The organism is Leptospira harrisiae, from assembly GCF_002811945.1.
GTDB classification, from domain to species: Bacteria; Spirochaetota; Leptospiria; order Leptospirales; family Leptospiraceae; genus Leptospira_A; species Leptospira_A harrisiae.
In genome coordinates this window covers 20,583-41,052 of record NZ_NPDX01000007.1, presented here as the reverse complement: position 1 = coordinate 41,052, position 20,470 = coordinate 20,583, and the positions used below count along the sequence as shown (strand labels likewise).

Sequence of the window (20,470 nt, the reverse complement as noted above, 5' to 3'; positions counted from 1 at the left end):
TATGGCAAAACTAGTTTTTAAACCCATTCAAATTGCCGACTTACAAGAAGAAGTTGAAATCCAACTTCCTGATAAGTACAAAAAATTTCATAAAACAGACGAACAAGAAGACTTCGAGATAGACCAAGAAGGGAATATCATCGAACAATACCAAGGACCCTCGATCGAAGAGATCGAAGCCGAACTCCAAAGGTATCGCCAAGAAACAGAAGAACAAGTCCGCCAATTATTAGAAGATGCTAAAAAACAAGCAAAGTCCATTGAAGAAGAAGGCAGAACCAAAGCCTTCCAAATGGTTCAGGACTCAAAAGAAAAAATCAAATTAGAAGAAGATTCAGGCCGAGCAAAAGCGGAACAAATCTTAGATCGTGCGAAGATGGAAGTCGAACGTATGATCAAAGAAGCCGAAATGAAACAGGCTGAGATCGAACATGAAGCCTACCAAAAAGGATATGATGCTGGACGTGAAGTTGGTTTTAAAAAAGGCCAAGGGGAAGTAAGACGTCTCATTGACAGATTGGGAACTATCATTGGTAAGGCGATCGACATTCGCGAAGAGATGATTGCTGCTTCTGAAAAACAAATGGTAGAAATGATTCTTGTGATTGCAAGGAAAGTAATCAAAGACGAAATCATTGAACGTAAAGAAATTGTGTTAAATAATATTCGTGAGGCGATGAAACGAATTAAAGATCGAGACCGTATCGATATTCGTGTTAACTTCGCTGACTTAGAACTTACAACAGCACATAAAGACGAACTCATCAAACTAATGGAATCACTCCGTAAAGTAAACATCTACGAAGATTCACGTGTGGACCGTGGTGGAGTGATCATCGAAACAGATGTGGGAGCTATCGACGCAAGGATCTCTACTCAGCTCAAAGAAATCGAAGAGGCCATTCGAAACGTCGAACCGATATGATTTCGAAAACCCGTATTTACCAACTCGTATTCGGGTTTTCACTTGTTCTCTTTCCAACTGTTTTTGGTTTGGCGGCGGAACCCTGTGGAAACATGGTCACATCCTTCGAAAAACCGGTGGTTCTAAAAACAGACTGGTTATTTCGTAAGGGAGATAATTTAGATTGGCGAGATGAAACCGTTGAGGAATCATTTTGGGTCAAACGATCTGTTCCTGATTATGGAATATCCAAAACGGAAAACCTAACAGGTTATCACTGGTATCGCTGTTCCTTTTATTTACCAGAAAATTATACAACCCCTGTTGAACCAATCGCAATCCAACTCGGTCGCATTCGGGACGTTGATGAATTTTATCTAAATGGAACCCTGATCGATAAAACAGGAACTGTACTTCCAAAACTAGAAGTTGACTTTCAAAAAATTAGAATTTATTCTCTACCAACTCACCTCCTCAAGCCGGGTCTCAATATTTTGGCGATTCGCATTTATGCAGCAACAAACCTAAATGGACTCAAAGAAGCACCTACCATTGCAAAAGAACGATTTTTACGTGAAGCCGTTTTTTCAAAAGAAGCTTTTGCCATGGTTTGCGGTTATGTATTTATATTTATGGGAATTTACTTTTTAGTTGGTTCCATTGTTCGCGGGCGAGCTGGCGAAAACTTTTTCTTCGCACTCTTTTCCATTTTCATGGGAATTTACGTTTTGATCCGTACTCAACATAGAGACATCTTATTTGATAGTTTTACATGGTCTTATGTTGCAGAACTGTTAGTTCTCATTTGCCTTCCCGTATTTTTTATCAACTTCATGCACCAATATTTAAAAATGAAACGAAGCATAGTTTTATTGGTATATGAAGTATTCCTATTTGCATTATTCGTTATCACACTTTTTTTTAGAACACCAAAAACTTGGATTTTGGTCATTGCGCTCTTCAACTATACATTGCCAGTTGCGATGGGACTTGTGATTTATTTATTTGTAAACAATGGGAAGGCTAACATTGCAAAGGTGAAATATATCCTCATCGGAATTGCTTGTATTTTACCAACAATTCTTATTGATAGCCTCTCCGCTTTAGAAATCATTTCGATGCCTGGAACATTGTATTTAGGATTTTTGATCTTTTTGGTAATGATATCCATCCAACTATCAAATGATATTGTTTTAGGATTAGAGAACTTTATCGAACAAGAAAAAGAACTTATCCAAATGGAAAGAGTCAAAACTGGTTTTTTAATTAATTTATCTTCTGAATTCAAATCAGGAATGGAAAAAATTAAAAAGGCTATCGACAATATTTCTGCAAATCACGGTAAATCCAATTCCAAAGACCAAACTAAAGTATTACCAAAACAAGCAGCAAAAAAGAAAACCAAAAGTAAAACAAGTTCGAAACAAGAATCTGATCCTATTAAACAAGCAGAAGATCATATTTCTTACATGAGTTATATGGTAGAAGAAGCAATTCTTCTTCGAAAATTGGAAGAGAAAACTTATATTCCATTTTATGAAACATTCTCCGTACAAGAATTAATTCGAAACTGTGTCTTTAGTGTAGAAAACCATTTAGAACAACACAGAAAAACGACTTCAATCGAAGTAAAACCAAATGATTTGGAAATATATTTTCCTAAAGAATTGTTGTTCTGTATCTTAAGAAACCTGGTAGAAAACGCCTACCAATACACCGATCCTAAAACAGACATTGGTATCGAATTTTTTAATCGTGATGGTTACCACCAACTAATCGTTATGGATGAAGGGATGGGACTTAGCCAACTGGAGATGGAAACCATTTTCCAGAAATTTGTCCGTGGATATCGTGACAAAAAAAATGAAATACCAGGAGCCGGAATCGGTTTAACCCTGGTAGAAGCGACCACAAAATTCTTAGGTGGGACGGTGAGTTTGAAATCAAGCGAAGGTATGGGAGCCAAATTCACAATTCGGATTCCGGAGAAACCTAAAAGATGAAATTTTTAATTTTATATAGAATTTTAGTATTAAGTTTCTTTTTATTTATTTTGAATTGTGCTCGTTCCACAGACGAAAACACAGTCGTACTACGATTAGACGGTGATGACTGGGGAATTTACTTTAACAACAATCCCGACATTCTGAATGCTGAATTCAATGCAAACAATTTAGATATCACAACTGTTCCTAACAACTTTCGCAATATTAACAAAAGTTATCGTGGTTCCATTTGGGTTAGAAAAAATTTTGAAATCACAACAGAACAGCACCAAAAATCTTTAGCTCTCCAACTGGGAAAAATATACCAATCTGATGAAGTATTTATCAATGGAGTGCTCATTGGAAAAAACAACTCTGCCTTTGGAAAAGATCCAGATGAGTTTGCCTTTGGTAGACCAAGAATTTATCCAATTCCGCATGATTTATTGTTAGAAGGTGAGAATGTACTAATTGTAAAAATAGATTCTTCACTTTCCACATCAGCAGGTATCATTTCAGGACCAATTCGTATCGTTACTTACGAAGAAGCTCTTAACGGTAACCTATATGATTCGCTGGTAGAATTGATCTTTGTTGGATTTTATCTCTTTATTGCTCTATTTTTCTTCATAAATTTTTTCAATTTACGAGATAAAAAAGAATACCTAAGTTTTAGTATTTTAGCATTAATTTTCTCTGCTTATGAATTATCAAAAAACGAAGTTAGATTCTTTTTAATCAATCAATTTGCCATATTAAAATTTATAGAATATGCATTCCTTCTCATTCTTCCTTATGGATTTATCAAATTCATTCAAGATTTTTTTGAATTAAAACCTTTCAAATACCAAAGACTGTATTTGTTAATGCAGTTCTTCTTCATAGCTGTATTTGCAATCATACACAATCCTGTGTTCTGGTACAATTTTATCGGATATTGGGATATCCATTTATTAGCTGTCATTGGTTATGCGATTTATGTAACTTTTTTAAAATTTCGCGACCAAGCCCGAGGATCAACCATCCATTTACTTGCACTCGTTTACTTATTATATTCAATTTTAAAAGAAATATTAATCGAGAGAGGATATTTGAATTCACCTTCTTCTCTCGAAACTAGCTTTTTAGTATATCTGGTATTGATGACTCTTGCGTTACGATTTCAGTTTTTAATGATGAAACGTAAACTTCAAAATAGATACGAAAGGCTAAAAGAAGCAGACTCTTTACGTGAAAAGATATTTTATTATATGGATGCAATGATTTCTGGTCCACTGAAATCCATGAAAGAAAAGTTGATTTCTTTTCGTGAATCTACACAAAAAACCAAGGATAAAAACTTAGTTAAAGAAGTGATTGAAGTTCAATCTTCAATAGACAATGTAATGGATGATATAATTGAACTTTCGCGATTAGAAGTTCTAAAAGAGGTTCCATTCAAAGAACAAGTCAACTTCATCTCTTTTATCAACGAAGTGATTCCAGAAGATGACATTACTTATTCAATTAAGGTAAATCCAGAAACAGAAATCCATAACAGCTTAGATTTAATTAACTCGGTCGTTGTTAGGTTAGTTGACTTTCCTCCATTCAAAGAATTCAACCATAACGATTTAATCATCACTCAGGATTTGAAAGGGAATGTCCATTTCCGTTTTTTATTGTTTCATAGTAACCCAAAAGTTTCACAAAGACTATTTAGTGATTTAGTTGAAAATTACAACACACTCACTCCAGTAAAAGTTAAGTGGGCAATTATCCTTGAAATTGTACGTTTATTAGGTGCAAAAATTGATTTCAAAATTATTAAAAAGAAATATTTGAAAATTGATTTAGGCATTGCTGCTATTGTTCCTGTATCAGAATTACAACCTATCAAAGAGCCAAAAAACTCAACTCAAACAACTTCAAATAAAACAGCAAAGGAAGATTGGAGAGTCACTTTAAAACGGATATGGAAATTTTTGAAAGAAACTGAAATAAAAATTCCAAACTTCAAAAAGAAAAAATAAATTCTAAAATTTATGATCATAAAGTACCTGACACAACCAAATCCAGAATCTTTAAAGAAGGCCTTTGAAGGCTGCCAGGAACTTACATTTTCAAAAGATGAGTTTTTATTTCATGGTGGTGATGCTGTTGCTTACATGGATTTATTAGTAACCGGTGACCTTCAGGTATTCAAATACGATGGAAACATGAATGAAGTTACTTTAACTTTTTTTCGTCCTGTCAGTATCATTGCAGAATGGGCCGTCATTCAAGGAATTCCTTACCCGGCTTCAGGAAGATTTACCAAAACAAGTACGATCTTAAGAATGCCTTTGTCGGAAGTGCAGACTCGGATTCATAAAAATATTGAACTGAATCATATTCTAATGCACTCGCTAATGAATAAAATTGATACATTGAATTTAGCAATCAATCGTGGATTAACGATGGATGCAATGCAAAGGGTGGCTCATTTTTTGTTTTATGGAACACCTGATTCACTGGCATTAAAACAAACGCAAATGGCCTCCCTTCTCTATCTAAGACCAGAAACTTTTTCTAGAATTCTCAAACAATTAAAAGATCAGGGTCTCATAGATAACCAAAAAGGTGAAATTTCTATTTTGGACAAAGAAGGTTTACTTAAAATTTTGGCTTAGTTCTTGATTTGAATCAATGAAATGATTCTAATTTCCAATAGGATCAAATCATGAAGAATTCTTTTTTTCAGTGGAGTTTTTGGAATACAGCCTTTCGTCCGTTTTTTTGGTTCGGTTCGGTATATGGCGTATTAGTCATTACAATTTGGTTATTGGTGCTTTCGAATGCGATCGTTAACCTCATTCAAATTAACTCAATCCATTGGCATTCTTATGAAATGGTTTTTGGTTTCTCAAAAGCAATTGTCCTTGGGTTCCTTTTTACTGCAGTTCAAAACTGGACTAACTCAAGTATCTTAAAGGGAAAAAATCTATTTTTCCTTCTTCTCTTTTGGTCTCTGGGAAGATTCTCCATGTATCCGCTTGGTTTTGTTTCCTATTTATCTTTTGGTCTGGATATTAGTTCCGATTTAATGGTGATCTTTTTACTTTTTCCCAAACTCACAGTGCCCACCCAAAAACACAATCGCCCAATTCTTTATCATTATGGATTGTTTACCATATTTCACTTGTTAGCTGGTTTTTCGGCGAGATCTGTGTTAAATTCAGAGATGACTTTATTATACATTCATTTAAGCATTTTTGTAATCCTATTCCTTATTTTGATCATTGGCGGAAGGGTAGTTCCTTTTTTTTCCGGAGTTGTCATACAAGGATATTCTTTCAAACGATTGCCAAAACTAGAAACATTAATCCTATATTTGCCATTTGTATTTTATGTTTCGAAATTGATACAGGGTTATCTTGTTAATAATGAGTCCATACACTTGGATTTTGCGAATTTAAATCTTTCAAGTTTGATACTACTCACAACATTTTTTGTAAGTTTTTCTTTGTTTATTACCAATCTGGTTCGTTACGTTTCTTGGAAACCTTGGAGATCGTACAAAAAACCCATCCTTTGGATTTTGTATACTGGTTACTTCTGGGTCTGTTTAGGTTTTTTATTATATAGTCTAGTGTATTTAGGTTACTTTCCCGTGTCTTCTGCGATCCACAGTTTGACTGTTGGTGGGATTGGAGTTTTTATCTATGGAATGATCACGCGTGTGAGTTTAGGTCATACAGGAAGGAGCATTATAGCATCCCCACTCACAGTAGGTGCTTACATTTTATTAAATTTAGCAGTGGTGGTTCGAGTATTTCTTCCACTCATTGGAAAATACACCTGGGCATACCATCTTTCGGGAATTGGTTGGATCTTGGCATTTAGTTTGTTTATTTTCCAATACACAAAAATTTTATTTAGCGCAAGACCTGACGGAAAACCATCCTAATGTATTAGATTTTATACTCTGATGGCTCTTCGAAAAAACTCTTGAAGCGAATCGAGGAGCCTCTCTGGCTGGAACAACATTTGATAACTAGCATTTCTCATCATCGCAGGAATTGTTGGCTTTTCTTCTGTTCCAATGGCTAAAGTATAGACTTGAACTCCATTTAACAAACATTCGCCGACAGCCTTATTCACATCTTCGATTCCGTATTTTCCTTCATATTTATCATAGTCATTGGGACGAGCATCAGTGATGAGAATGATCCACTTTTGTTTATAAGTTGTTTCTTTTAAAATGGAATTGATATGACGTAAAGAGGGGCCAACACGGGTGTATCCTATGGGTGAAAGTGAACCCAAACGATCACGAGAACTTAGCCAAGACTCAGATAATTGTTTCAAATGTAAAAATTGATTAAAATTACGAGTTCGAGAATAAAATCCTGCAATACCAAATGGAATTTTTAAATCTTCCAAACATTCAGAAAACAAAAGTAAACTTTCTCTTTCTACATCTAAAACTCTTTTTTCCTGGATCCATGAATCAGTAGACAAACTCAAATCTACCAAAAAGTATAACACCATATCAGAAACATCTCGAATAGGGTTCATATAAATAGATTCTGATGGACTAATTTTTGCTTTGATATCCGCATAACGATCCACAAGTGCATCTAAATCAATATCATCTCCCGAAACCAAACGTTTTTTGATTCGTGTTTGGTTTAAGAGTGCCATCGTTTTCTTTTTTAACTGTGTCAAAGTGGAATGTTGTTTTTCTAATACATGTTTTGTGTAAAAAATATCCTTTTGGTTCGGAAATTCCTCTACAACATTACAATAATTAGGTTTATAGTTTTTTAATTTATAGTCCCACTCAGGATAGGAAAAACGATTTCCCAAATTTTTTTCGTCTAAAATCTCCAGTGTTGTTCCAGATCCGGATTCACTGCTACGTGTAGTATGCACTGGATCTTCTGTACGAATGATATGTTTTAAGTTCAGCTCTTGTAGTGCCTCCTCTTCTTCCATATCTTCTTCTCCGTCAATGTCACGCCATTGCCCATCAAACTCTTCTACCGTTTCAATTTTTTCAAAATTATGGCCTAATGTATATTCCTCGATTTTTTTCTCATCGACTTCCAAAACCTCTGCATCACTGGGATCTAACTTTTGTTTGGAATCTTTGGATTTAATTTTTTGTTTATCCGTTTTCGAAATAAAATCTTTCCCTGTGGGAAACTCATGTTTCAAATCAGAAATGGCAGAGGATGTATCCGTGATTAGTTTCTTTATTTTTTGGTGTTGGACTGGATCTTTTTTGCGGATGATGAATCTCTCGTTTCGAATTTCTTTCCAATCATTCCGAATGCCTGGAAATTCAATGATGAAATTTCGAAACTGATAAAAGAAATTTTCTTTTGATAATGACTTTATTCCATTTATATTTTTTTTATCATCTTTCTTCGTTAATTTAAGGTTCTTACCATTAGAAAGAAAAGCTAAATACGCAAGATAGATACGTACAAATTTTTTAGAAATAGACTCTGATAAAAACCAATGTATTTCTTCTGGAAATTTTAAATAATTTGGACCAAATGTGACAGATTCTCCACCAAGAATCAAAGCTGTAGGTTCCTTTTTTAATGTTTGTAAATAACGAAGAACCCGAACTTCTTCCAACCCCATTTGATACGCATAATATGGATTTGGTGGAGTTAATTTTTTACGAATCTTTTTCCAAAGTTTATGACCTTGGAAGAATACAAACTGATCCCATTCCAAATCTGTACCCTAAAAAATCAGGTCAAAACTATCCTGCAAAGCAGTGACAGTATCCAAATCATCAGAGAGTGGTAAAATAATCGCAGTCCTTCCCGCTAAGCGAGCCGGTAAACCTTTTGCCATTAATTTTGCACAAGATACGAGTAACCTGGTCGAAACAGTCTCTGCCAAACCTAACTCTGGCTTATTTCTTACCAACCCTGCAAATTGCACTAATTTCTTTGAGACAGAATCACTAATTCCCGTTTCTCCCACGATGATTTTTTCCTCTACAGATGCCTTCGGATAAGGGAAGTCCATTCCGAGAAATCGTTGTTTTGTGGAAGGTTTTAATTCCTTAAATCCTCTCTGGTATCCTGGGTTATAAGATGCTACGAGTAAAAAATCAGGATGTGCTTGGATTTCTTCGTTTTTTCTTTCTAAAAATAGAGTACGGCGATGGTCGGTTAAGGAGTGAATGGTTACAAGAGTGTCAGGTCTTGCTTCTGCCACTTCATCTAAATAAACAATGGCTCCTTCTTTGACTCCTGTTGTTAAAGGTCCATCCATCCAAATGGTATCAGCACCTTTGACTAAAAATCTTCCGACTAAATCTACAGAAGATGTTTCATCGTTACATAAAATTGTGATGAGTCTACGGCCTAATGTATGAGCCATATACTCCAAAAATCGAGACTTACCGGATCCAGTAGGACCTTTCAACAAAAGCGGCAGAGAATTCTCTGCCGCCATTTGAAAGATTTCTATTTCCTTACCGATTGGTTCGTAATAGGGTGCTTTCTTCGTTAACATAGATTATTCGAGATCACCTGCATTTTTTCCTACAGCTTCATCGGATGGAAGACCATGTCGAATGAAATCCACGATAAAGTAAGTGATCCCTACCGTAAATAGTGTGGCAGCCAGTAACATTCCAATAAAGTGGAATATGATTTCTTTCTGAACCACGAGGAAGTCCATTCCTAATTTACGTTCTAAATACACTTGAGTGATACCGGCAACCGCGAGTGCACCAGTCATACCTAACATTCCAATATTGGATGCCCAAAATGCCAAATAACCTGACATTCCAGTAAACAGTTTTCTTCCGGTTAGGTTTGGCATTGCATAGGAAATCACAGCTAACACTAACATAGCGTAGGCTCCCCAGAATGCAAGGTGTCCATGCATTGCAGTGATGAGAGTTCCATGAGTCCATTGGTTTACGGAAGGCCATGTATGAGCAAAACCTAAAAATCCAGCACCAATGAAAGACATCATGGCACTGCCCAAAGTCCAATAGAGCGCAATTTTATTAGGATGGTTTTTTCCTTTTTTGCGATACATATTGAGAGCCCAGATTGCCATTCCAAGAAAAGCAAGTGGTTCCAAAGCAGAAAAAATTCCACCCACCATAAGCCAATACTTAGGAGTTCCAATCCAGTAGTAGTGGTGGCCTGTTCCAAGAATTCCTGAAAGGAAAGTTAAACCAACAACTACATACAACCATTTTTCGATTACTTCTCTATCCACACCAGTGAGTTTGATGAGTAAAAAAGCAAGGATACCACCCATAATGAGTTCCCAAACTCCTTCTACCCAAAGATGTACCACCCACCAACGAAAGTAGGAATCCAGTGTTTGGTTGTCGAAGTAAATCATACCTGGTAGATATAATAACGCAGCACATAACAATCCAAAGAAGAGAACTAGTTGTGTTGTACTTCTTTTTTTTGCCTGCCAGATCGTCATTGCAATGTTAAACAAAAAGGTTAAAACATTCACAACAACCAAATAGTCGAGAGGTCTTGGGATTTCTAAGAACTTACGACCTTCCCACCAATTGAAGTGAAATCCGATAATGGCGACAACTCCAACAACAACCCAAGAAAGAAGTTGAATATAGGCAAGTTTTACACTATACAGCTCTCTATCAGATTCTTCAGGAATGATGTAATAAGCAGCTCCCATAAAACCAGTTAACAACCATACAACGAGTAAATTTGTATGTGTTGCGCGAGCAGTATTAAACGGAATATAATCATGTAACCCGTCTAATCCAATGCGAGCAAAACCCATTATAAAACCATATACGATTTGTAAAGATAAGAGTAACATACAAGTTGCAAAGAACCAATATGCGACCTTTTGTGATTGGAATCTCATTGTTTCTCCTTATTTCAACGAAGAAAGATAAGTTACGATATCTTTTCTTTCTGGATCAGTTAACGGTAACTTTGGCATATTCGTTCCCGGTTTGATGGCTTGTGGATCTGATAACCAACGATTGAGATAATCAGCATCGAACTTGGATCCTACATGATCAAGTGCCGGCCCAACATTTCCACCCTTCCCACCGACTGCGTGACAGGCGACACAAAGTTGAGAAAACTTTTCAGGTTGAGACAAGGCAACTGCATTTGTTTTTGCCTGTGGCGCAGGAGGAGTTGCAATCGAATCAATTGGGATATTTGGTTTAGGAGGCCATCCATTGGCATCAATTTTACCTACCCAATCAAGAAAGGCAATGACCTGACCTTTTTCTTCCTTAGTGAAGTTATACTTCACCATCTTTCGTTCTCCTGGAAACATCGCTTGCGGATCGTCTAAAAAGACATCGATCCAAGTAGCTCCTCTTCTTTCGACAACCTTTGTTAGGTCAGGTGCATAATAAGCGCCTTCACCTAACAATGTATGACAGCCCATACAGTTATTTTTTTCCCAAATTTCCTTTCCTTTCAAAACATCCGCTGTTATGTTTTGCGCATTGGTTCGGGAATCATTTTGCCGCAAGGTATCCACAGTGAGAAACACAAAGATAGCACTGAACAAAAAGGTGCCTCCCAAAAAGAACGCCCTGGCTTGCGATTTTGATAGCATCCTTGCCTCCTAATTTCAATTTTTTAAATTGTAGGTGCAGATATTAGTTTCGGCATTGATTTATATCAAGTACGAATTTGAATTTTTCTAATATCATAACGAATGAATATAGGAACAGCGGTTAATTGATACTTGAAATCAATTGAGCACATTGAGAACTCGGTTCTACGAAGGAAATTAGGTACAGATTGTAACAAACTAAAGGAAAACCCTAAAAAAATCAAAATAGGAACAGAATATATCAAATTAAAGAAATTGAATATTCCGTTATTCATCAATAATACTTATAAAGGAGATTTCGATGCACGAAAACAAAATAGAAACAAACCAATCGCTATGGTATCCACCCGGTGGAATTCTCATTTGGATGATTATCCTTGTCGAAGTTCTGACATTCAGTTTAGGAATTGGTTCCTTGCTATATGATAAGTCAAAGGAGCTTACGGCTTTTAGTTTTATGCAGTCACACTTAAACAAAACTTTTGCATTTTACAATACTGTCTTTTTGCTAACTAGTGGGTTTAGTATCGCAATGGCAGCACATTTCAGAACAAAAAATAATTTTAAGTTTTTTACAATTTCGTTATCTGCCTCCATTCTCTTTGGATTTGCTTTTCTTTTTCTTAAATTCTATGAGTTTCGAGAAAAGTGGTCATTAGGTTTTGGCCTCGAAACCAGTCAGTTTTTTAGTTATTATTGGTTACTCACTGGATTCCATTATCTTCATGTGGTTGTAGGTGTGATCATTTTGTTGATCATCTATTTGAATCGAAAGACCATCTCCATTGATAACTTGGAAGCAGGTGGCGTATTTTGGCACATGTGCGATTTGATTTGGCTATTATTGTATCCAGCTTTGTATTTAATTCAATAAGAGGTTCATGATGAAATTGATCATTCTTACCTATTTCATTCTTTTAGGGATTGTTTATTATTCATTTTTTGGAATGGGTTCCACCATTCCCGGAACTTGGAACTTGATTTTATTTAGCGCAATCAAGTTCCTTCTGGTTTGTTTTATATTTATGAATTTGAAAGTGGCTCACTTATTTTGGAAGGTGGCCTTTCCTATTCTCATTGGAATTTATTCCGTTAGTATTTTGTTACTGACTTAAAAATGATCCCAGATGGGAAAGGGATGTGGTTTCTGCGGGATATTTCCTGGGCGGTTTAAAATCACCACATCCATTCCTATCGCCTTAGCCGCTTCCGCTTCTTCCACGATATCGGTAAAAAAACGAATTTGGTCTGGCTGCGACCTTAGTTCGTGCGCTATGTTTTCATAACTAGTTTTTTCTCTTTTTCCGCCCACTGCCGTATCAAAATAAGATTCAAAATAGTTTCGAAGATCACCTAACTCTGAATACTGATAAATCAAAATTTGGGCTTCTACAGAACCAGAAGAATACACATGATTTTTGATTCCAGAATCCATCGCAGTTTTTAGAAACCCTGGAACATCTGAATAAACAATACTTTTGATTTCACCAGATTCGTATCCTTCTTTCCAAATTTTACCTTGGATTTCTTTCAATGGGCCAAACTTTCGATCTTTCTCTATTAAATACTCAAAATAAGAAGGAATGAGATCCTGTGAAAAAACAATCGTTTCCATTTTTGTATGAGAATTTGATTTAAAAAATCGTGATAAAAAACTTTCCTCACGAAGGGCCGAATCCTTCTCAAATTCAGATTGGATTTCTTTCCGTTGTAGTTCGGAAAACTGAAAGTCTTTTAAAAAACGGGTAATATGTTTTTTAGCATAAGGAAAAAGGACCTGATGGACAAAGGCAATTGGTGCCGTTGTCCCCTCAATGTCGAGTAAGTTGTGTTTAATATTCATTTATACCAAAATGATTAAAAGTTATGCCTTTGAGGCATTTTGTTTCATCAACTGGAGCATACTGTTTTCATCTTTTTCATAATTAAACAAAATTAGTAACCATGCCAATGCACATGGGATCCAGAAAAGAATCGATATCGATAAAGCGAGTCCACGATCAGGAGTTAATCCTAAAATCACTGCTGACATAACAGGACCAAGCCCTTTCCCTAAATCATCAGTTAAGTTATAGATAGAAAAAATAGCACTTCTTGATTTTGGTTCGTTTACATTGAGTAACACAGCACGAACGTTAGGTCCCGTGATGGAAATCATTATCCCTGTAAAAATATTCAAAGCGATAAATAAACCCATATAAGGCACTATATCAAATGAATAAAGAAGCATGATTGCAGGGAATACACCAAAAAAAGTAGTACCGATACAAAGTAGTGGTTGGTATGTTTTTTTGATATTGTATAAAATTTGTCCAAGCACTCCACCAAAGAAAGTTCCAATAAAAATTCCTACGGCAGCAAAAGTAATCATACCAGCAGAAATTTCTTTGGAAAGATGGTAGGTGTGTTCGTAATAATCTGCTAAATAAACAAAGAACACTCCCCAAGGAATACAACCTGGAAGGCCTTGTAAAAAGGCACCTAAGTTTGTTTTACTTTCAAATAATAATTTAAAATCTTTTAAACTTATTTTATGTGATAACTCATCGCTGGAAACACCTTCTGCGCCACCACGTTTTGGTTCTTTACAAAAGAATAAATAAATCGCAGCAAAAACAAAGGAAGGAGCAGACATATAAATAAAAGAAGCACGCCATCCGTTGATAGGATCGGCCCCACCTAAAATTCCACCGAGTAATTGTCCGACCCCTACTCCAAGGCCCATCGCCAAAGACACATAACCAGTGGCAATCGCCCTAGATTTGCTAGAAAAATAATCTCCAATCAAACTAAAGAGCAATGGAAAAATTCCACCAAGACCAAACCCGCATAACGTTCGTAAAACTAAAAACTGGTCATAAGTTTCAACGTATGCAGTTAAAAAACATGGAATTTCACCAAGAAGGACAGTGGCGAGAAGTAAATTCTTTCGTGAGAAAGTCTGAGAGAGGTATCCCATTGACAATGAGACAGCACCACCCAAAATAAAGAACAAAACAGGAATGATACCACCTAACTTCCAATCGACTTCGTTGGGGTCAGTGATGCCCAAGGAAGCACCAATATTTTTCATATTCGGTGCAATTAGGTTTTGATCACCAAACAAAAAGAAGGCCATTCCTAGGATGACCCAAAATGCTAAAATACCTCTTGCCCCATGGTCTGCAAGTTCGGCCAGGCCGAAAAATCGCAGATAGGTTGTTTCTCGTTTTGTTTGTTTTTGGTTCATGGATTGTTTTTCCTTTCTCTTTGTTTTCGATAGACAAAAATAAATGAGAGCGTAAATAAAAATCCAAGAAACCCAACGACAGCAAAAAGGGAAAGATCCCAACTAGTCAGTATGGAACCGTTCCAGATTTCTGGATTTGAATTATTGGAAATTGTTGGAAGTGGTTTTCCACCGGAAAAAGTAAATTCAACAGTCGTTCCAAAACTTAAGGAACTCAATACATAAGCACTCAGTCCAGGAGGAACATCTTTGTCTAGTTTGGTGACAGGAGTTGCTGAACCAGTTTTGATTTCCATATCTTGTGGTTTTACAAAGATAGGAAATTTTCCATTTTCTGATTCAATTAACATCCGTTCGTTGAAAGTATCTTGGTTATTAGGTATAAAATAAGAAACTTGCATTTCAGAAACACCAGGAAGAATGGCCCGGTCAAGTAACCTTCCTCCATTTGGTCCTTCTGGTATTCCTAAAGGAATTGCCATCTTACTTCCTGGTTGTTGGATTTGTGCCAGGATCTCCGTAGCTTCACTTGCCACAGAATATTCAAAGGGAGAAACTTTAGAATCATATGATTTGGGAGGTTTACTTGAATTATCAATTAAGAACAGTTTAAAAACTCTTAATCCTTTTTTTTCTCGCATAACCTGCATTAAACTTTTAATGGCCACTTGTTTTCGTTCCGCACCTGTATCATAAACCAAGACCTCTTGCGGAGAAGTACGAAACTTAGTAGTAGGCGGTATCATTTTATTATAATTTACGCCTTGGTATTGGATTTGTAAAAGAATGGGTGCTCCCTCTGGTAAATCCGTTTCTGGAAAACGAAATTTACCAGACTGTGGACCAATGTCTGCTAAAGGAATCATAGCTCCTTGCAGTGCAAGCATTCGAATGGAATCAGCTTTGCCAGGTCCGCCGGTGGTTCCATTTTGTAACGTTCCAAAAATGGAAAGTTTTTCCGCATAACTTGCGCTTGAGAGTAAAAAGAGAATCAATACTAGAAAAAGTTGGCTTCGAAACATTTTGATACTTTTTCTCGTTCTTTCGATTCCAATCCAAGTGAAAAAACGGAAGTTTTTAAAAATTTAGAGGCGACAATAGAGGGTACTGGACATAATGTTTTAGATAGGAAAGGATAGTCCGGCTACATGAAGCAATTGAGCGAAATCGTTCACAATTCCTCAAAAGATGAGAGGGATATACTACTGGAATACCAAAATATCGATGTTTCCAAGCTGGAAACTCTGAATGTTTTGGGAATTCCCATCGATAATGTCACAACAGACGAAGCCATAGCCAAACTCTTTCGCGTGCTCGAGAAAAAAGAAGGCATGCACCATGTATTATTTTTAGATCCCATCAAACTCATGAGGATGCGTCCGAAAAAGTCCCTCCACCGCATCGCAGAAAAAGCCGGAACCATTTTGGTAGAAGGGGCGGGAATTGGTTGGATGACCTCAGGAAGACTCAAAGAAAGAGTCACGCCCATCGCTGTGATGATGGATCTCATTCGATTGGCCGAACTCAAAGAATTCACAGCATTCATCTTTGGAGCCAAAGACGAAATAGTAGAACGAATTTATTTCAACCTCACAAGGCATTTTCCAAAAGTTAGGATTGTAGGAAGACACGCTGGCCATCTCGATCGCCAAAGAGAAATGCGAGTCAAAGAAGCCATTCGAAAAACTGGACCCGATATCATTTTCCTTGCGATGGATTTTCCAGACCAAGAAATTTGGATCGAAAACAACACTGGTTATTTTGGCAAAGCAGTTGTGATTGGTGTGGGTGGCGCTTTAGATATGTTATCTGGGGCAGACAAAAAAGCACCAGAGTGGTTTAAAGAAAGAGGGCTTATTTGGCTTTGGAGGATCATCGCAAGACCTTACCGAATCCAAAGGATGTGGGAAACTTTCTATTTCTTTCTACTCGGGATCCGCGAACGTTTCCGTAAACACTAATTTCGGAATCCGATCAGTATACACCTAGTTTAAAACAATGCGGAGGATAGAATGGATCTGTCCCGTTGTTCTTACCTTTTTTAGTTCACAACAACTTACTTTTTAATTTGATCCAATCGGTCAAGAGTTGGTGCCAACCAATCCTCGAGGAGTGGTTCGCGGTCAAGTTTTGCACGAGCAAAAACCAAATCTTTATTAGAGTTTGCAATTTCACTCACAGATCCAATTTTACGAGCCGTTTCCATCGCCTTCCAATAGTATTTGAGGGCATTGATGGTATCTTGTTTTTTCTCATACACAGCCCCAATATTATTATAAAGAGCAGTGAGAGTTTCATATACTTCTCTGTGGTCTGAGTTTTCTGTATCGATTCGACCCAAACTTTGTTCTTTGAGTTCAAAATCATCCTTTAACTTCAGATAGTTGCCAAGAGCTGCATTGTACTGTCTTGTATAGTAAAATGCATTTCCTTTTCCAAAAAGTAAGGTGGCATTATTATAAATATCTTCTTCAGGGAGTTCTGCCCAAAAATCTAAACTTTGTGCAAAGTCTCCATGGTTGTAATCTATCCAACCCAAATAATAATAACATTCTCTCACAATCTTTGGATCTTTGGAAATATCACGATCAAGTGCTGCAAGGAAAGATTCACGAGCCATAAAAAGTCCGTTTCTTCTTTCTTTTTCTTCGTAAGATAGAGTGCCAATGCTACGTTCTGGATAGATTTTTTTACCAGGAAATTCCCGTATATTGTCTGTTACATTGATTCCAGCAGCTTCTAAAAATTGGATTTTACCTAAGTTAAACGAAATCCTTCCAGGGCTTCCTTCGAGTAAGGTTTCATCCTCATCTCTTTCTCCAAGCCTTTCTCGATAATTTTGATAACGATCATCGGCTTCTCTGAGAAGTTTGACGGCTTCATCATAATTTTCCGTTTGGATATAATACTCAGCCATTAGCAATACTGCTAAGTAGTGGCGAATGTCATAAGTGGATGCCAATTCCAATTGTTTGAGAGCCCGTGCCGCTTCCTCTTTTTTGAAATAGAATCTGGCTCTTTGGTAATATCCTTCCGCAAATTTGGATCCACCTTCTTTTCCATAAGCAATGTTGAGAAGGTATTCCACGTTATCATCAATTTCCATCCCAGTGACTTGGTCTTCAGGGTTGATGTTATATTTGATTCGAACTTCTTCAGAATCCAAATCAATATAGAAGGATGCAAGTTTTGCGAGTACAAAGAGAGAAAGTTCATCTTCAATGTTCAGAGCATTCCGAACCTGTCTATGGTGATTGAGAACGTACTGCGGATTTTTATCACGTTTCCACATTTCGATGTAGGTTGATAATATCCCACCGTGCCCAATGGCATTTTTCGGATACTTTTCAATGATATCGTTATAGTATTTAACAGCCGTTCCAAACTCTTGTTTGTTATAAAAAATCTTTGCGATTCCCGCAATGGCATCTACGTTATCGGGATCGCCACCATCAGTAAACACTCGTTTGAAATATTCAATGGCAAGATGGTCGTTTTTATATTTTTTACGATTACTTCCTGGAGGGACTTCTATAAAATCCTTTCTATGAAAGGAGTGAAAGGTTCCAAGTGCAATGTAAGTATCTATGTCGTGAATGTTGTATTTCAGTCGAGAAGCAATGTATGCGCCTGCTTTCAATACCTTTCTTGGAACTTTATCTTGCGAAGTGAGATAAAATGCGAGTTCCGATAATGGTCTTCTACCGGCCGTCTCAACACCTGCATCATTCCATTCTGTTTTTTTCGCAAAACTAATGTTTGGAACTTCTTTTCTATTTTCCCAGGCTCTTTTGTGTTCTTTGTCTTCTGGTTCATAACCAAAATCAGGTTCGACTTTACCAAAACATTTTTCAAAAGCTCTTTCATACTGACCGGCTTTGGTATAAGCAATACAGTATTTATTTAAAAATTCTAAGTTATGAGGAAAAATCTCTTCCCCTTTGATAAAATAATTTTCTGCATCTGCGAGGAGTTTTTTCTTCTCTAATGCATCCGTTTCATAACTAAACTCTTCGATTTTTTCAAGTCCGAGGGCATACTGTGCTTTGGCACGGTATGGAACAATCACATACTTCCAAAGTGTCACAATTCCAAATACAAGAAATACTGCCGCTGCGGAAGACAAAATGGTTCTACGAACTAACTCTCGTTTGCGGGCAGCACCTTCTTTGGTATAAGCATCGCGGCTGGCAATGATGGGAACACCGTCGGCTGCAAACTTTCCAGTAGAATCGCTGAGTTCAACTCGTTCACCCAGAAGGCCACTTAGGTAACTAGCAATGTCTTCTGGTTTTTGTTGTGCCTTAATGAGTTCAATGATTTCTTTTTGATTACGAACCGGAATCCTTTGGTTCACAATCGTATCAATGATGGTTCGTCTTAGTTTTGGTGGGTAACGAAGTAATTCGGATTGAATCACTGCCAACTCTTCATCTGTTAAGTTGGCTTCGAGTGATTCTTCTGGTTCCTCTTCTTTACCAAGAGACATGAGGTCTTCCTCAAATCCTCCAGGTCCATCGGAACCAAAATCATCCATCGTAGAAACTGGCATATCATCAATGGATGGTGCCAAATCGTCAAAGGAAGGAGCTCCTAAGTCATCATCCAGACTTGGTGGTTCCATTCCCACACCCAAGTCCCCAAATGGATCATCAAATCCACCACCTATATCCGCAGGTTCATTATCACGAGAAGGAGTGGAAGGACTGCCCATACTACCAAACGGGTCATCTCCGAAACTTTCTGTAGTGGCAGGTGTAGAACCCATGTCCGCAAATGGATCGTCTCCAAAAGTATCACCGCCAGAACTTGGAGATGACATATCACCAAACGGATCATTGGTGGAATCTGTATCAGAAGAAGGAGTGTTATCTCCACCTAAATTTGCAAAAGGGTCGTCACCAAAACTTTCGGTTGCAGCGGGTGTGGAACCCATATCCGCAAAAGGATCATCACCGGCAGTGGGAGCATCTGCTCCACCACCAAAATCAAAATCATCTCCCGCAGGAGTGGTTTCTTCCGATCCCGTATCAAAACCAGCAAACAGGTCTTCGTCGGTCGCCTGTGGTGTTTCCTCTCCGCCTAAATTGGCAAAAGGGTCATCCCCAAAATCGGGAGCCGGTTTTTCTTCGATGGGAGCTTCATCAATCGCATCTAAATTAGCAAAAGGATCATCTTCAGGACTTTCGGATTCCGTGGGCGTGGAACCCATATCAGAAAAAGGATCAGCTTCGTCCGATGCACCAGAATCTGAAGCGAATGGATCCGCATCGTCTGGAGCGGGAGCCGGTGTATCAAAATCAAAATCGTCAGTAGGGTCTTGAGTGGGAGTGGGTTTTGGGCCGTCTTCACCCAAAAGTTCATCTAGATCAATGCCATCGTCTTCTTCAGCTTCGCGGTTGGGTAATTTGGGAGGACCAAAATCATCGTCCTCATCGAGACCAGAAAAAGGGTCGCTTGCTTCTGAATCACCTGCCCCTTCATTCTCAAAATCATCGAAGGCAGAGTCGGAATCTTCTTCTCCTTCCGGTTCTGGCTCGGAAGGCGCAATGGGATTTGTGTATCCCAGTTTCTCACGTAAAACCTTCGCCATCGGATTCAATTCTTCCGATGAGAGCGGATTTTTATTGAGAGCCGAAAACATCGTCTCGATTTGTTTGATTTCTTCCGGACTCAATTTGTCTATCGGCTCAGCCATTTGAAGGTCTATTCCTAATGAATTATCGGCCCCTTCTGAAAATGACAGAATATTTTTTTTATTATGTCAGATGGTTCCTTTGG

The 20,470-nt window shown here is 37.5% G+C and carries 16 protein-coding genes; 8 read left to right on the top strand and 8 right to left on the bottom strand.

Going from position 1 to position 20,470, the window contains the following annotated elements:
- Window position 1: 1 nt before the first annotated feature.
- From fliH to CH364_RS17570, 5 genes are read left to right on the top strand one after another with little or no spacing between them, the layout of a single operon-like run.
- Window positions 2–925: a flagellar assembly protein FliH gene (fliH, locus tag CH364_RS17590; RefSeq protein WP_100744106.1), complete on the top strand. Its 924-nt coding sequence runs from the start codon at window positions 2–4 to the stop codon at window positions 923–925.
- Window positions 922–2,907: a sensor histidine kinase gene (locus CH364_RS17585; protein ID WP_100744105.1), complete on the top strand. Its 1,986-nt coding sequence runs from the start codon at window positions 922–924 to the stop codon at window positions 2,905–2,907. Before fliH ends, CH364_RS17585 begins: the two co-directional genes overlap by 4 nt.
- Entirely contained in the window at window positions 2,904–4,901 is a 1,998-nt protein-coding gene (locus CH364_RS17580) for a 7TM-DISM domain-containing protein (RefSeq protein ID WP_100744104.1), read from the top strand. Before CH364_RS17585 ends, CH364_RS17580 begins: the two co-directional genes overlap by 4 nt.
- 12 nt (window positions 4,902–4,913) lie before the next feature.
- Window positions 4,914–5,540 carry a Crp/Fnr family transcriptional regulator gene (locus CH364_RS17575; protein ID WP_100744103.1) on the top strand — a complete coding sequence of 209 codons (627 nt, stop codon included), beginning with the start codon at window positions 4,914–4,916 and terminating at the stop codon, window positions 5,538–5,540.
- A 50-nt stretch (window positions 5,541–5,590) separates the two neighbouring features.
- Window positions 5,591–6,817: an NnrS family protein gene (locus tag CH364_RS17570; RefSeq protein ID WP_100744102.1), complete on the top strand. Its 1,227-nt coding sequence runs from the start codon at window positions 5,591–5,593 to the stop codon at window positions 6,815–6,817.
- Between the two features lie 11 nt (window positions 6,818–6,828).
- Here the strand turns inward: CH364_RS17570 and CH364_RS17565 are convergent, their stop codons facing one another.
- Genes CH364_RS17565 through CH364_RS17550 form a run of 4 tightly spaced genes read right to left on the bottom strand, consistent with a single transcriptional unit; the run spans window position 6,829 to window position 11,460 of the window.
- Window positions 6,829–8,601, bottom strand: a complete 1,773-nt coding sequence (locus CH364_RS17565; RefSeq protein ID WP_100744101.1) for a nitric oxide reductase activation protein NorD — start codon at window positions 8,599–8,601, stop codon at window positions 6,829–6,831.
- Between the two features lie 9 nt (window positions 8,602–8,610).
- A complete protein-coding gene (locus CH364_RS17560) occupies window positions 8,611–9,393 on the bottom strand; it encodes a CbbQ/NirQ/NorQ/GpvN family protein (RefSeq protein WP_100744100.1) in 783 nt (260 codons plus the stop codon).
- 3 nt (window positions 9,394–9,396) lie between these two features.
- Window positions 9,397–10,746 carry a cbb3-type cytochrome c oxidase subunit I gene (locus CH364_RS17555; protein WP_100744099.1) on the bottom strand — a complete coding sequence of 450 codons (1,350 nt, stop codon included), beginning with the start codon at window positions 10,744–10,746 and terminating at the stop codon, window positions 9,397–9,399.
- 9 nt (window positions 10,747–10,755) lie between these two features.
- Window positions 10,756–11,460 (bottom strand): c-type cytochrome, encoded by a 705-nt coding sequence (locus tag CH364_RS17550; protein ID WP_100744098.1) that lies wholly within the window; start codon window positions 11,458–11,460, stop codon window positions 10,756–10,758.
- Window positions 11,461–11,761: 301 nt separating this feature from the next.
- Here CH364_RS17550 and CH364_RS17545 point away from each other — a divergent pair, with 301 nt between their 5' ends.
- Together CH364_RS17545 and CH364_RS17540 are read left to right on the top strand one after the other, a co-directional pair.
- Window positions 11,762–12,334: a cytochrome c oxidase subunit 3 gene (locus tag CH364_RS17545; protein WP_100744097.1), complete on the top strand. Its 573-nt coding sequence runs from the start codon at window positions 11,762–11,764 to the stop codon at window positions 12,332–12,334.
- Between the two features lie 10 nt (window positions 12,335–12,344).
- Window positions 12,345–12,575: a prokaryotic cytochrome C oxidase subunit IV gene (locus CH364_RS17540; protein WP_100744096.1), complete on the top strand. Its 231-nt coding sequence runs from the start codon at window positions 12,345–12,347 to the stop codon at window positions 12,573–12,575.
- Here the strand turns inward: CH364_RS17540 and mtnC are convergent.
- The 3 genes from mtnC to CH364_RS17525 are packed head-to-tail and all read right to left on the bottom strand — an operon-like array spanning window position 12,572 to window position 15,711.
- Window positions 12,572–13,303: an acireductone synthase gene (gene mtnC / locus CH364_RS17535; RefSeq protein WP_100744095.1), complete on the bottom strand. Its 732-nt coding sequence runs from the start codon at window positions 13,301–13,303 to the stop codon at window positions 12,572–12,574. The genes CH364_RS17540 and mtnC overlap by 4 nt on opposite strands.
- Before the next feature lie 21 nt (window positions 13,304–13,324).
- Complete coding sequence (locus CH364_RS17530; protein WP_100744094.1) at window positions 13,325–14,689, bottom strand: MFS transporter; 1,365 nt, start codon at window positions 14,687–14,689, stop codon at window positions 13,325–13,327.
- Entirely contained in the window at window positions 14,686–15,711 is a 1,026-nt protein-coding gene (locus CH364_RS17525) for a hypothetical protein (protein ID WP_100744093.1), read from the bottom strand. Before CH364_RS17525 ends, CH364_RS17530 begins: the two co-directional genes overlap by 4 nt.
- A gap of 126 nt (window positions 15,712–15,837) precedes the next feature.
- On the opposite strand from CH364_RS17525, the gene CH364_RS17520 reads away from it, so the two are divergent.
- Window positions 15,838–16,650, top strand: a complete 813-nt coding sequence (locus tag CH364_RS17520) for a WecB/TagA/CpsF family glycosyltransferase (protein WP_035983331.1) — start codon at window positions 15,838–15,840, stop codon at window positions 16,648–16,650.
- A 95-nt stretch (window positions 16,651–16,745) separates the two neighbouring features.
- On the opposite strand, the gene CH364_RS17515 is transcribed toward CH364_RS17520, so the two are convergent.
- Entirely contained in the window at window positions 16,746–20,387 is a 3,642-nt protein-coding gene (locus tag CH364_RS17515; protein ID WP_100744092.1) for a hypothetical protein, read from the bottom strand.
- Window positions 20,388–20,470 lie beyond the last annotated feature (83 nt).